Below are 12,510 nucleotides of genomic sequence, written 5' to 3'. Positions count from 1 at the left end.
TTACTCCGCGTCGCCGAGCGACGCCAGCAGCTCGGCCTGATGCTCGCTCACGAGCGCGGCGATCAGCTCGTCGAGATCGCCTTCCATCAGCGCTTCGAGCCGGTACAGCGTCAGGTTGATCCGGTGATCGGTGAGGCGCCCTTGCGGGAAGTTGTACGTGCGGATGCGCTCCGAACGGTCGCCCGAGCCGATCAGGCTCTTGCGCGTTGCCGCTTCCTTCGCGTGCTGCTCGTGGTACTGCTTGTCCTTGATGCGCGCCGCGAGCACTTTTAGCGCGCGGTCCTTGTTCTTATGCTGCGAGCGGTCGTCCTGGCACTCGACGACGATACCCGTCGGCAAGTGCGTCACGCGCACGGCCGAGTCCGTCTTGTTGATGTGCTGGCCGCCGGCGCCCGACGCGCGGAACGTGTCGATGCGCAGATCGGCCGGATTGATCTCGACTTCGCCGATTTCATCGGCTTCCGGCATCACCGCGACCGTGCAGGCGGACGTATGGATGCGGCCTTGTGTCTCCGTGGCCGGCACGCGCTGCACGCGATGGCCGCCCGACTCGAACTTGAGCTTCGAGTACGCCGCCTCGCCGGCAATGCGCACGATCACTTCCTTGTAGCCGCCGAGGTCCGACTCGCTTGCCGACATCATTTCGACCTGCCAGCGGTTGCGCTCCGCATAGCGCAGATACATGCGCAGCAGGTCGCCCGCGAATAGCGCCGACTCGTCGCCGCCCGTGCCCGCGCGGATTTCGAGGAAGATATTGCGCTCGTCGTTCGGATCTTTCGGCAGCAGCATGCGCTGCAATTCGCCCTGAAGCTGCTCCATCCGCTCGCGCGCCGCGCGGATCTCTTCTTCGGCAAATTCCTTCATAGACGGATCGGACATCAGTTCCTGCGCGGTCGCCGCATCGTTGACCGCCTGGCGCCACAGCGCGTAATGCTCGACCACGGGCCCCAGTTCCGCATGCTCGCGCGTGAGCTTGCGGTATTGATCGAGATTCGCGGTAACGTCTTCGCGGCTTAACAGGTCGTTCAGTTCGGCCAGCCGTGTCGTGAGCTGGTCGAGCTTGCTTTGCATGCTCGTTTTCATCGGATTTTCGTTGCGATCCGGAGCGGGCTCCGGAAATGATTAACCAGAATTCGGGAAGCGGGCGGCAAGTGCCAGGGAACTGCCGGGACTGCCACGCAACGGCAGGAGAGGCACATGGGCCGCGGGCAGGGCGCCGTGCACGTTCCGGAAGCGGTTGCTGCAACTGGCTGCCGGAGCGCCGACGCTCGATTCGCGCTAGCGCAGCTAACGCTCGGACGTGTGATTGTGTCTGTAGAAGCCGCTCATCAGTTCGATGAGCGTTGCGCGATTGTCGCTGTTCGCGCGGTTCAATGCATGCGTCGGACCGTGGATCAGCTTGTTCGTAATGGCTTGCGACAGCGCTTCGAGCACGACGGCCGGGTCGTCGCCGCGCGCCAGCATCTTGAGCGCCTTATCGACTTCGGCGCGGCGCAGCGCGTCCGCCTGCGTGTGCATATGGCGAATCACCGGGACGATACTGCGCGCGTCGAGCCACTGCATGAAGTTCTGCACGCGTGTTTCGATGATCGCCTCGGCCTGCGCGACGGCCGCCTGACGCGACGCATTGCCTTCGCGGACGATTGCACCGAGGTCGTCGACGGTGTAGAGGAACACGTCTTCGAGCATGCCCACTTCGGGTTCGATGTCGCGCGGCACGGCGAGGTCGACCATGAAAATCGGGCGGTGGCGGCGCGCCTTGACCGCGCGTTCGACCGCGCCGAGGCCGATGATAGGCAGCGTCGAGGCCGTGCACGACACGATGATGTCGAATTCGTGCATGCGCTGGGGCAACTCGGCAAGCGGAATCGCGCGGCCGTTGAAGCGTTCCGCGAGGCGCTCGCCGCGCTCGGCGGTGCGGTTCGCGATCACGAGCTCGCGCGGCTGTTGTGCGGCGAAATGCGTCGCGCACAGCTCGATCATTTCGCCCGCGCCGATAAAGAGCACGCGCTGATTCGACACCTTGTCGAAAATGCGCTGCGCGAGACGCACGGCCGCCGCCGCCATCGATACGGACTGCGCGCCGATTTCGGTCTCGGTGCGCACTTCCTTCGCGACGGCGAACGTGCGCTGGAACAGCTGGTTCAGATAGGTGCCGAGCGCGCCGGCTTCGGATGCGGTGCGCACCGCATCCTTCATCTGACCGACGATCTGCGTTTCGCCGAGCACCATCGAATCGAGCCCCGACGCGACGCGAAACGCGTGGCGCACCGCTTCCGACTGCGGCAGCGCGTACACATGCGGTGCGAGTTCGTCGACGGGGAGATTGTGGTACATCGACAGCCACCGGATCGCGGCTTCGCGGGCCGCGTGGTCGTCGGTGGCACAGTAGAGTTCGGTGCGGTTGCAGGTGGACAGGATTGCGGCTTCGGGCGCGTTCGGTGCCGCGCGGCCGAGCCACAGTTCCTTGAACGCATCGAGCGCGGGCTTGATCTGTTCGAGCGGAAACGCCACGCGTTCGCGCAGGGCGACTGGCGCAGTGTGGTGGTTGATTCCGATCGTTAAAAGCTGCATAAATGGGGACAGCCCGCCAACTGGGGCTATGGTTTAGCCCCATATTATAGCGTTTCCACGATTGTTTCAGTCCGGGGCGGCTCATCCCCGTCGCCGTTGCCGTCCGAGGCGGAGACAGGGTCGAGCCGGTAGCCGTAGCCGTACAACGGCGTCAACGCGTACCCGCGCTCGGGCCGCAATTCGAGCTTCGCGCGAATGCGCGAAGCATGCGTGTCGAGCGTGCGTGACTTGATGTCGCGGCGACCCCAGACGGTTTCAAGTATCTGCGCGCGCGAAACGGGCCGCGACATGTTCGAAAAGAGCAGCAGCGCGAAGCGCAGTTCCTTCGGCGTCAACGGAATGACCTGGCCCCGGCAAACCACGAGCGAGCGGCTGCCGTCGAAGGCGTAGTCGCCGAATGTTTCGCGCGCGCGGCTGCGCGGCCGGCGAAACCCGGCGCGGCGAATCAGCGCATCGACGCGGGCGAGCATTTCGGGGCCGCGCACCGGCTTCGCGACGCAGTCGTCGGCGCCCGCGTGCAGCGCCGCCACGAGTTCGCTTTCGCGCGGCGCCTTCATCGTGACGATGACCGGCAAGCCGGGCAGCACCTCGCGCGCGAGTGTGATGACGTCTTCGGCGCAACGGTCGCCGGCCCAGGCTTCGGTGACGAGAAGATCGAAGAAAAGCTGCTTCGCGCTGCAAAGGAACGGCTCGCTGGCGCTGAAGTGCTGGCACGCGTGTCCCGCGGCAAGCAGCAGGCGGGTGACGAGTGCCGCGTGGCGAAGGTCCGGCTCGATGAGGGCGATTCGCATGGGACGCGTTGCAGACCGGCGCCTTAAGATGACGAGCGAGGCGGCGAGCGCGTAGGCGTTGCGGCTTGCCTAACGTTATTCCCGCCCCTAAACTCAACCGCTACCCATCGCCGCGCGACTGCTGGCGAACCGCCGATGAACAGCGGCGCAGATAAGCGCCGTGCTGACCTTCTGGTTAATGAGAGAAAAAATGCTAACTATCGTTCGCGTGCCGGCAAATGGGACAAATCCGAAACTTCGGATTATTCGGCCGCGGCGCGAGGGGCGTCGCTGATGGGGTGGTCCGGCATCGTCGTCGTCGGGGTCGTGGTGGGGCTCGCGGGCTGGTGGCTGCATCCGCTGCGGCGTAGAAGCGGCGCGCGGCTGTGGATGGCGGTGCTGGCGGGCGTGCTCGGCGCGGCGCTCGCGCGCATGGCCGGCAATGTCACCACGCTGTTTCACGATGGCGATACGCTTGAATGGCCGATCTGCACGGCGGTCGCGCTTGTCGCGGTCGCCGCGGCGGTCGGCATGCTGTCACGGCGGCGCTGAATGTGCCGCTCAATCTCTTCTGGTGAACACGATGAACGTCCGACTCCCTGAAACCGCATCGATCCCCGAACGGATCGCGCACCTGCGCGGCGCGATGACGCGCGAAGGCCTCGCCGCTTATCTCGTGCCGTCGGCGGATCCGCACCTGTCCGAGTATTTGCCGGGCCGCTGGAAAGGGCGCGAGTGGCTGTCCGGCTTCACAGGTTCGGTCGGCACGCTGGTGGTGACGCCGGCCTTTGCGGGCCTGTGGGTCGACAGCCGCTATTGGGTACAGGCCGACGCGCAACTGGCCGGCACCGGCATCGCGTTGATGAAGATGATGGGCGGCCAGCAGACGCAGCCGCATGTCGAATGGCTCGCGCAGAACGTGCCGGCGGGCGGCACGGTCGGCGTCGACGGCGCGGTGCTCGGCGTCGCGGCGGCGCGCGCGCTCGCCGACGCGCTCGCTGCGCGCGGCGTCAAGCTGCGCACCGACGTCGATCTGCTCGACGCGATCTGGCCGCAGCGTCCGTCGCTGCCGGTCGACGCGGTCTACGAGCATGCGCCGCCGCAAGCGAGCGTCACGCGTGCAGAGAAGCTCGAGCGGCTGCGCCGCGCGATGCGCGAGCAAGGCGCGCAATGGCATTTCATCTCGACGCTCGATGACCTTGCATGGCTTCTGAACCTGCGCGGCGCCGACGTGAACTACAACCCGGTGTTCGTCGCGCACGCGCTGATCGGGCTCGATCGCGCGTCGCTGTTCGTCGTGGACGGCAAGGTGCCGGCGGCACTCGCCGACGCGCTCGCGCGCGACGGCATCCGCGTCGAGCCGTACGCGCAGGCAGCGGGCGCGCTCGCGGCGCTGCCGGCTGGCGCAACGCTGCTGGTAGACCCGCGGCGCGTCACGTTCGGCATGCTGCAGTCGGCGCCGTCGCACGTGAAGCGGGTCGAAGCGGTCAACCCCACGACGTTCTTCAAGTCGCGCAAAACCGAAGCGGAAGCCGAGCACGTGCGCGCGACGATGGAGCAGGACGGTGCGGCGCTCGCCGAATTCTTCGCGTGGTTCGAAGGGGCGCTCGGCCGCGAGACGATCACCGAACTCACCGTCGACGAACGGCTGACGGCAGCTCGCGCGCGCCGCCCCGGCTTCGTCACGCTGAGCTTTTCGACGATCGCCGCGTTCAACGCGAACGGTGCGATGCCGCACTACCGCGCGCTGCCGGAATCGCATGCGAAGATTGAAGGCAACGGCCTGCTGTTGATCGATTCAGGCGGCCAGTACCTGAGCGGCACCACCGACATCACGCGTGTCGTGCCGATCGGCGCGATCGACGACGCGCACCGGCGCGACTTCACAACGGTGCTCAAAGGCACGATCGCATTGTCGCGCGCGCGTTTTCCACGCGGCATCCGTTCGCCGATGCTCGATGCGATCGCGCGCGCGCCGATCTGGGAAGCCGGCGCCGACTACGGCCACGGCACGGGACATGGCGTCGGCTATTTCCTGAATGTGCACGAAGGGCCGCAGGTCATCTCGCACTATGCGCCGGCCGAAGCGTGGACCGCGATGGAAGAGGGGATGATCACGTCGATCGAGCCGGGCATCTATCGGCCGGGCAAGTGGGGCATCCGCATCGAAAATCTCGTGCTGAACCGCGCGGCGGGCAAGACCGAATTCGGCGACTTCCTCGAGTTCGAAACGCTGACGCTGTGCCCGATCGACACGCGCTGCATCGCGCTGCCGCTGTTGCGCGACGACGAGCGCGCGTGGCTCAACGCCTATCACGAGACGGTGCGCGCGCGGATCGCGCCGCATGTGTCGGGTGCCGCGAAGGCGTGGCTCGAGACGCGCACGCAGCCGATTTAATCGAGGCGGGCCGCGCACCCCACGCCGGGCCGTCCCTCAACCTTGTGACAATCAACGGAGCTTGCATGGCCATCAAGGCAGTCGTGTTCGATTTCGGCGGTGTGCTGATCGACTGGAGTCCGCAGTACCTCTACCGCACGCTGATTCCGGACGAGGCCGAGCGTCAGTGGTTTCTTGCGAATGTGTGCACGATGGAGTGGGTGATTCGCCAGGACGGCGGCCAGCCGATTGCCGAGGGCACGGCCGAACTCATCGAGCAGTTTCCCGATCATGAGCCGCTGATCCGCGCGTTCTACGAGCGCTGGCATGAGATGGTCGCGGGCGTGCTGCACGATGGCGTTGCCACGGTCGACAAGCTCGACGCGGCCGGCGTGCCGATTTTCGGCCTGACCAACTGGTCGGCAGAGACCTTCCCGTATGCGTGGGAGAACTACCCGGTACTGCGGCGCTTTCGCGACATCATCGTGTCGGGACGCGTGAAGCTGGTGAAGCCGGACCCGGCGATTTTCAGCATGATGCGCGAGCGGATCGAAGCGCACGTGCCGAACGTGGCGCCGCACGAGCTCGTCTTTATCGACGACAACCTGAAGAACGCCGAAGCGGCGAGCGCGCTCGGCTGGCATGGCGTGCATCACACGAGCGCGGCGCAAACCGAAGCGAAGCTGCGCGAACTGGGTTTGCCGGTTTAAACGCGCAGGATGTGGCCGGCACGCACAGGAAGCGTGACGAAATCGGCACAGGCAACACGCCGTTCGTCCATCTTCACGTTTACTGGCCGAGCAGATTCTTCAGCGCGTTGCCGAGCCCCTTCACCGTCTCGCCGGCTCCTTTTGCAACGCCTTCCGCGCTCACGCCGAGCGCCTTCGCGAAGTTCGCGCGCAGCTCGGTCATCAGGCTCTCGTTAAGCCTGAATTTCGGGTCGCGCAGATTGCCGTCGAGCACGAAGTGCAGCGTGATCTCGTCGCCGTGGTTCTTGAGCGCGGCGACCGCGGCGCGCGTTGGAATCGAGAGAAACGTGTCGAGCGGGTTGTCCGATTCCTGAAGCCGCAGATGGTGCAGCGTCAGCAAGCCCGGCGCGTGGATGTGATAGTCGCGCACCGTCGATTCGACCTTCAGATCGAGCGTGCCGCCCGTCACGCGTGTTTTCGCGCCGGCCTTTTTTAGCAGATACGGGTCGAGCATCACGATATCGACGCCGTGCAGCGTGGTGTTCAGCTGCGAGTCCTTGTTCGCGATCCTGATCCAGCCGCTGAACCCGACCGTGCCCGTGTGCTCGGGGCCCTTGATCGAGCCCGTGACCGACACCGAGGTCGGTTCGGTGAGCTCGGGCAAATGAATATGCTCGACGGTCGCATTCGCGTCGGTCACGCTGACCTTGTACGGCGGCTGGCTGACCAATTGATCGTAGAAATCGAACGTACCGCGCTCGAAGCGGATCTGGTCGATCAGCTTTTCCGCGGGCAGCGGCTCATGCGCGCCGGGCGTGCTTGCGGCGGGCTGCGTGTTGCTCACCGACTGCCGGAGATTCGGTAGCAACTCGATCGTGCCGCTCGGCTTGCGAATGGCCGGCAACGTGAAATCGCTGACCACCACCTCGCGGATATGCACGCGCCGCCGCGTGAGGACGTCGCGCAGGTCGGGCACCAGCGTGATGTGGGCGGCGCGCAAGGTATCGGGTGTCGGCCAGTCTTTCGGCGCGATAAGGCGCACATTGGTCAGCTCGATCGACGTGAAGCCGACGTCGATGCTCTGCGCGCTGCCGAGCGGCCCAAGCGCTTCGATGACGCGCGCTTTGATTTCGCGCTGCACATAGTACAAACCGCCGAGCGCCACGACCGCGAGCACGATGATGACGGCGATCACGCCGACGATTACGCGCTTGCCCACCGACATCGTCATTCCGCCTCCTTGTCGTTATGCACGAGGCAGCGTGGTCGGGCCAGCTCAGCCTGGCCGCGACTGCTGCAAAGCGTCGCGCAGCAAACGCCGTGCCGAAATAAAAGCGAAGCGGCGCATGCGCACCGCTTCGTCCCGTCTCGTCCTGCGTTGTCCTGCATCGTCCCGCATCGTCCTCTAGCTGGCCGACCGGCTCAACGTGACCGACGCGGCCGGCTTAACCCATCACCGCGCCGCGCCCTGGGCTTACCGCGTAATCGGCTTATACCGCAGACGTTTCGGCTGCGCCGCTTCCTCGCCGAGGCGAGCACGCTTGTCCGCCTCGTATTCCTGATAGTTGCCGTCGAAGAACGTCGCTTGCGAGTCGCCTTCGAACGCGAGGATATGCGTCGCGATACGGTCGAGGAACCAGCGATCGTGCGAGATCACCATCACCGAGCCGGCGAACTCGAGCAGCGCGTCTTCGAGCGCACGCAGCGTTTCGACATCGAGGTCGTTCGACGGTTCGTCGAGCAGCAGCACGTTGCCGCCCGCGATCAGCGTCTTCGCGAGATGCAGGCGCCCGCGCTCGCCGCCCGACAGCGCGCCGACGTTCTTCTGCTGATCCCCGCCCTTGAAGTTGAAGCGGCCGATATACGCACGCGACGGCGTCTCGTACTTGCCGACCGTCAGCACGTCGGCGCCGCCCGAGATTTCCTCGAACACGGTCTTCGACCCGTCGAGCGCGTCGCGGCTCTGGTCGACATACGCGACCTTGACCGTCGGTCCGCGCACGATTTCGCCCGAATCCGGCTCCTCGCGGCCCGTCAGCATGCGGAACAGCGTCGACTTGCCGGCGCCGTTCGGCCCGATGATGCCGACGATCGCGCCCGCCGGAATCTTGAAGCTCAGGTTATCGATCAGCAGGCGATCGCCGTATGACTTGCTGACGTTCTTGAACTCGATCACTTCGTTGCCGAGCCGTTCGCCGGCCGGAATGAAGATCTCCTGCGTTTCGTTGCGCTTCTGGTATTCCTGACTGTTCAGTTCCTCGAAACGCGCGATACGCGCCTTCGATTTCGCCTGACGGCCCTTCGGATTCTGGCGCACCCATTCGAGCTCTTTCTTGATCGCTTTCTGGCGCGCCGATTCCGACGATTCTTCCTGCTTCAGGCGGTCTTCCTTCTGATCGAGCCAGCTGCTGTAGTTGCCCTTCCACGGAATGCCGTGGCCGCGGTCGAGTTCGAGAATCCATTCGGCGGCGTTGTCGAGGAAGTAGCGATCGTGCGTGACCGCCACCACGGTGCCGGGGAAGCGCGTGAGGAACTGCTCGAGCCATTCGACCGATTCGGCGTCGAGGTGGTTGGTCGGCTCGTCGAGCAGCAGCATGTCGGGCTTTTCGAGCAGCAGCTTGCAGAGTGCGACGCGGCGCTTTTCACCGCCCGACAGATGCTCGATCTTCGCGTCCCACGGCGGCAGGCGCAGCGCGTCGGCCGCGACTTCGAGCTGCTGCTCGGGGCTGCCGCCATCGGACGTGGCGAGGATCGCTTCGTACTTCGCCTGTTCGGCGGCGAGTTTGTCGAAGTCGGCATCGGGCTCCGCGTAGGCCGCGTAGATCTCGTCGAGCTTCTTCTGCGCGCTGAACACGTCGCCGAGCCCTTCCTCGACGGCTTCGCGCACGGTTTTTTGCGGATCGAGCTGCGGTTCCTGCGGCAGGTAGCCGATGTTCAGGTTCGGCATCGGCGTCGCTTCGCCTTCGATATCCTTGTCGACGCCGGCCATGATCTTGATCAGCGTCGACTTGCCTGAGCCGTTCAGGCCGAGCACGCCGATCTTCGCACCGGGGAAGAACGACAGCGAGATGTCCTTCAGGATTTGACGCTTGGGCGGCACGATCTTGCCGACCCGGTTCATGGTGAAGACGTATTGGGCCATTTGCTTGCAATTGGGCGTTGATGCCGCCGGCCTGCATCGAGCCGGGCGGGCGGCGAGGGGTGGATGGCACAGCGTTCACTCGTGCACGAAAGCATGCCCGACGATGGAGCAACGTGCATGGACCGGCTGTGACCGGCTCCTGCGCGCGGTGCGGCTGGTACGCGATGCTGCGGTTCGTACGATGGTGAAGCCGTGAGCGCAGCGGCAGGAGGTGCCATTGTACTTCGCGGCCGATGGCGCGGGCGTGGCAAAGGGCAACGCGAAGGGCAAGGCAAATGGCAACGCAAATGACAACGCAAATGACAACGCAAAGGCGGGCTCGTCGGCTTGACGAAGCGCGAGCACGCAAAGCGTGCGGCCTTAAAGCCAGGTGTCGACGCCGCCGTGCCGCGAGCACGTGCCGCCAGGGTGGCGGCTGAAGCTGTATGTGCCGTCGCGGCAGCGTGCGCTCGCGCCGTCAGGCACCTTGCCGGAGCGCGAGCGCGCGGGTGCGTGAACCGTTTCGCCGTCGCTGTTGCGATAGGTGTTGTGGTTGCTCAGATCCGATTCGTCGGGTGTGGAGGCCGGCGGCTGATACGCAAATGCGGAAGTGGCGAAGAGCAGCATGCCGGCCGCGATCAAGCCTTGCAGCGGACGCAGCGTGTGACGCGCAGTTCTGATTGTCATTTTGTGTGGTTTCGTCGTTGTTATGGTTCGGGACGGCGCCCGTAATGATATACAACGACCCATCGGCCTTCGCGCCTCATAGACTCGTTTGCTGTTCCATCATTCGAAGCGGGTAACAACGTGTTCCGATCGATCTGCGCGGCTTCCGCGCTGTCAGCAGTCTTGCTTGTATCGGCTTGCGGCGCCGGCTCGGCGGCGCAACCGTCCGTGGCGGCGGCGGCTTCGACCTTGCCGCGCATCGTCGCGCATCGCGGCGGTACTGCCGACGCGCCGGAAAACACACTCGAAGCGATCCGGCTTGCGATTGCCAACCACGCCGATGCGATCTGGCTCACCGTTCAACTGAGCATGGACGGTGTGCCCGTGCTCTACCGCCCTGCGGATCTGTCGGCGTTGACGGATGCGAAGGGGCCGGTCGCTTCACACACGGCGGCGCAGTTGTCTCGCATCAACGCGGGCTGGAACTTCAAGGGTTCCGATAGCGGCAACGTCTATCCATACCGCGTTCACCCCGCCTACATTCCGACGCTCAGTGAGGCGTTGCGCGCGATTCCCGCGCATATGCCGGTCATGCTCGATATGAAGGCGATGCCGGCCGAACCGCAGGCGCAGGCGGTCGCACGCGTGCTGACCGAGGAAGATGCGTGGGCGCGTGTGACGATCTATTCGACCGACGACGCGTATCAACGCAGCTTTGCCGCGTACCCGCAGGCGCGTCTGTTCGAGTCGCGCGACGCCACGCGCCTGCGTCTCGTGCGCGCGCTGCTCTCCGGCCAATGCAACGATGCGCCCGCGGCGCATACGTGGACGGCGTTCGAACTGCACCGCGTTTTGCAGGTGACCGAGACGTTCACACTCGGTGAAGGCCGCTCCGAGGTGAATGCAACGCTGTGGACACCGGCGACGGTCGCCTGCTTCCGGCAGCAGCCCGATGTGCGGATCGTCGCGATTGCGGTCAATAACGCCGACGACTATCGCGCGATGGCGTGTCTCGGCGTCGATGCGGTGCTGTCGGATTCGCCGCGGCAGATGTCGGCGATTCGTGCCGCGCTAGCGGCGGCATCCGCGTCGGCGTCAGCGGGTAGCGGTGAGCAGCGCAAGCTAATCGATTGCGGCGATACGCAGGCGCATGCCGCACAGTAACGATTTTCAGGCGGCCCGAAGTCAGTTTGCGCGCCGCCCGCTCGCCGGGTCGAAGAAATGCAGATGCTGGGCCGGCAGCGAGAGTTCGAGCGCGTCGCCGGCCGCGGGCCGATGCGCATGCGGCAAACGCGCGGTCACGTCATGCTTGCCCCAGCGTCCATGCGCGAGATTGTCCGCACCGAGTAGTTCGCACGAATCGACCGTCAAGGTCGCGTGCGCCGCACCGGGCTGGCCCGGCGTCAGATGCTCGGGCCGGATGCCGAGCACCCATTCGCGGCCCGCGGCCACCTCGCGCCCCACGCATGGCACACCCCTCAGCGGCAGGCGCGGGCCGCGACCGCCGCCGTCAGCGGCAACGTCGAAGTTCGCGCCGTCGTCGGAAATGCGCCCTTCGAGCAGGTTCATTCCCGGCGAGCCGATAAAGCTCGCGACGAACACCGTCGCCGGCCTTTCGTAGACTTCGGTCGGCGCGCCGATCTGTTCGGCGCTGCCGCGGTTCATCACAATCACGCGTTGCGCGAGCGTCATCGCTTCGATCTGATCGTGCGTGACGTAGAGGCTCGTCGTGGCGAGGCGCGCATGCAGGCGCTGGATTTCAAGGCGCATCTGCACGCGCAGCCGCGCGTCGAGATTCGACAACGGCTCGTCGAACAGAAACACCGATGGCTCGCGCACGATCGCACGGCCCATCGCGACACGCTGCCGCTGACCGCCCGACAATTCGCGCGGTTTGCGCGACAGCAGCGGCTCGAGTTCGAGAATCTGCGCGGCGGCCTGCACACGCCGCCCGATCGTCGCGCGGTCCTCGCCGGCGATCTTCAGCGCATAGCCCATGTTTTGCGCGACGGTCATATGCGGATAGAGCGCATAGTTCTGAAACACCATCGCGATGTTGCGATCCTTCGGCTCGAGGTTATTCACCACCGTGCCGTCGATCGAGATCGTGCCTTCGCTGATCCGCTCGAGTCCCGCGACCATGCGCAGCAGCGTCGACTTGCCGCAGCCCGACGGGCCGACCATGACGACGAATTCGCCATCGGCGACGTCCGCATCGATGCCGTGCAGCACGAACTGCTTGCCGTCGTAGGTTTTCTTTACGCCATTGAGTGTCAGTGCGGCCATCCGTTACGCCCTCGAGTTGTGCCCTTC

Annotated in this window: 11 protein-coding genes; 4 read left to right on the top strand and 7 right to left on the bottom strand. The window is 65.3% G+C overall.

What is annotated here, in order from left to right:
- The 3 genes from prfA to ACYPXD_RS03990 form a co-directional block, all read right to left on the bottom strand.
- Positions 1–1,083, bottom strand: coding sequence for a peptide chain release factor 1 (gene prfA / locus ACYPXD_RS04000; RefSeq protein WP_459707741.1), 1,083 nt, complete (start codon positions 1,081–1,083; stop codon positions 1–3).
- A 204-nt stretch (positions 1,084–1,287) separates the two neighbouring features.
- Positions 1,288–2,574, bottom strand: coding sequence for a glutamyl-tRNA reductase (gene hemA / locus ACYPXD_RS03995; protein WP_459707738.1), 1,287 nt, complete (start codon positions 2,572–2,574; stop codon positions 1,288–1,290).
- 44 nt (positions 2,575–2,618) lie between these two features.
- Positions 2,619–3,365 carry a response regulator transcription factor gene (locus tag ACYPXD_RS03990; protein ID WP_459707735.1) on the bottom strand — a complete coding sequence of 249 codons (747 nt, stop codon included), beginning with the start codon at positions 3,363–3,365 and terminating at the stop codon, positions 2,619–2,621.
- Between the two features lie 273 nt (positions 3,366–3,638).
- On the opposite strand from ACYPXD_RS03990, the gene ACYPXD_RS03985 reads away from it, so the two are divergent.
- From ACYPXD_RS03985 to ACYPXD_RS03975, 3 genes are all read left to right on the top strand, one after another.
- Positions 3,639–3,896, top strand: a complete 258-nt coding sequence (locus ACYPXD_RS03985) for a hypothetical protein (RefSeq protein WP_459707732.1) — start codon at positions 3,639–3,641, stop codon at positions 3,894–3,896.
- A gap of 31 nt (positions 3,897–3,927) precedes the next feature.
- Positions 3,928–5,742 carry an aminopeptidase P family protein gene (locus ACYPXD_RS03980; RefSeq protein ID WP_459707729.1) on the top strand — a complete coding sequence of 605 codons (1,815 nt, stop codon included), beginning with the start codon at positions 3,928–3,930 and terminating at the stop codon, positions 5,740–5,742.
- A gap of 65 nt (positions 5,743–5,807) precedes the next feature.
- Positions 5,808–6,431 (top strand): HAD family hydrolase, encoded by a 624-nt coding sequence (locus tag ACYPXD_RS03975; protein ID WP_459707726.1) that lies wholly within the window; start codon positions 5,808–5,810, stop codon positions 6,429–6,431.
- Positions 6,432–6,510: 79 nt separating this feature from the next.
- Here the strand turns inward: ACYPXD_RS03975 and ACYPXD_RS03970 are convergent, their stop codons facing one another.
- The 3 genes from ACYPXD_RS03970 to ACYPXD_RS03960 form a co-directional block, all read right to left on the bottom strand.
- Entirely contained in the window at positions 6,511–7,641 is a 1,131-nt protein-coding gene (locus tag ACYPXD_RS03970; protein WP_459707723.1) for a DUF748 domain-containing protein, read from the bottom strand.
- Positions 7,642–7,884: 243 nt separating this feature from the next.
- Positions 7,885–9,552 carry an energy-dependent translational throttle protein EttA gene (gene ettA, locus ACYPXD_RS03965; RefSeq protein WP_459707721.1) on the bottom strand — a complete coding sequence of 556 codons (1,668 nt, stop codon included), beginning with the start codon at positions 9,550–9,552 and terminating at the stop codon, positions 7,885–7,887.
- 360 nt (positions 9,553–9,912) lie between these two features.
- Entirely contained in the window at positions 9,913–10,158 is a 246-nt protein-coding gene (locus tag ACYPXD_RS03960; RefSeq protein ID WP_459707959.1) for a DUF3761 domain-containing protein, read from the bottom strand.
- A gap of 180 nt (positions 10,159–10,338) precedes the next feature.
- Between ACYPXD_RS03960 and ACYPXD_RS03955 the strand changes: the two genes are divergently transcribed.
- Positions 10,339–11,361: a glycerophosphodiester phosphodiesterase family protein gene (locus tag ACYPXD_RS03955; protein ID WP_459707718.1), complete on the top strand. Its 1,023-nt coding sequence runs from the start codon at positions 10,339–10,341 to the stop codon at positions 11,359–11,361.
- 21 nt (positions 11,362–11,382) lie between these two features.
- Here ACYPXD_RS03955 and ACYPXD_RS03950 read toward each other — a convergent pair whose 3' ends face one another.
- Positions 11,383–12,483, bottom strand: coding sequence for a sn-glycerol-3-phosphate import ATP-binding protein UgpC (locus tag ACYPXD_RS03950; protein WP_459707716.1), 1,101 nt, complete (start codon positions 12,481–12,483; stop codon positions 11,383–11,385).
- Positions 12,484–12,510 lie beyond the last annotated feature (27 nt).

This window comes from Paraburkholderia sp. 2C (assembly GCF_054589215.1).
The sequence above is the reverse complement of the archived record's forward strand: the minus strand, read 5'-3'. Positions and strand labels throughout refer to the sequence as shown.

Coding starts and splice junctions, on each gene's coding strand:
- ACYPXD_RS03990 (WP_459707735.1), bottom strand. CDS start 3,365: ATGCGAATCGCCCTCATCGAGCCGGACCTTCGCCACGCGGCACTCGTC.
- ACYPXD_RS03985 (WP_459707732.1), top strand. CDS start 3,639: ATGGGGTGGTCCGGCATCGTCGTCGTCGGGGTCGTGGTGGGGCTCGCG.
- ACYPXD_RS03970 (WP_459707723.1), bottom strand. CDS start 7,641: ATGACGATGTCGGTGGGCAAGCGCGTAATCGTCGGCGTGATCGCCGTC.
- ACYPXD_RS03975 (WP_459707726.1), top strand. CDS start 5,808: ATGGCCATCAAGGCAGTCGTGTTCGATTTCGGCGGTGTGCTGATCGAC.
- ettA (WP_459707721.1), bottom strand. CDS start 9,552: ATGGCCCAATACGTCTTCACCATGAACCGGGTCGGCAAGATCGTGCCG.
- ACYPXD_RS03950 (WP_459707716.1), bottom strand. CDS start 12,483: ATGGCCGCACTGACACTCAATGGCGTAAAGAAAACCTACGACGGCAAG.
- prfA (WP_459707741.1), bottom strand. CDS start 1,083: ATGAAAACGAGCATGCAAAGCAAGCTCGACCAGCTCACGACACGGCTG.
- ACYPXD_RS03960 (WP_459707959.1), bottom strand. CDS start 10,158: ATGCTGCTCTTCGCCACTTCCGCATTTGCGTATCAGCCGCCGGCCTCC.
- ACYPXD_RS03980 (WP_459707729.1), top strand. CDS start 3,928: ATGAACGTCCGACTCCCTGAAACCGCATCGATCCCCGAACGGATCGCG.
- hemA (WP_459707738.1), bottom strand. CDS start 2,574: ATGCAGCTTTTAACGATCGGAATCAACCACCACACTGCGCCAGTCGCC.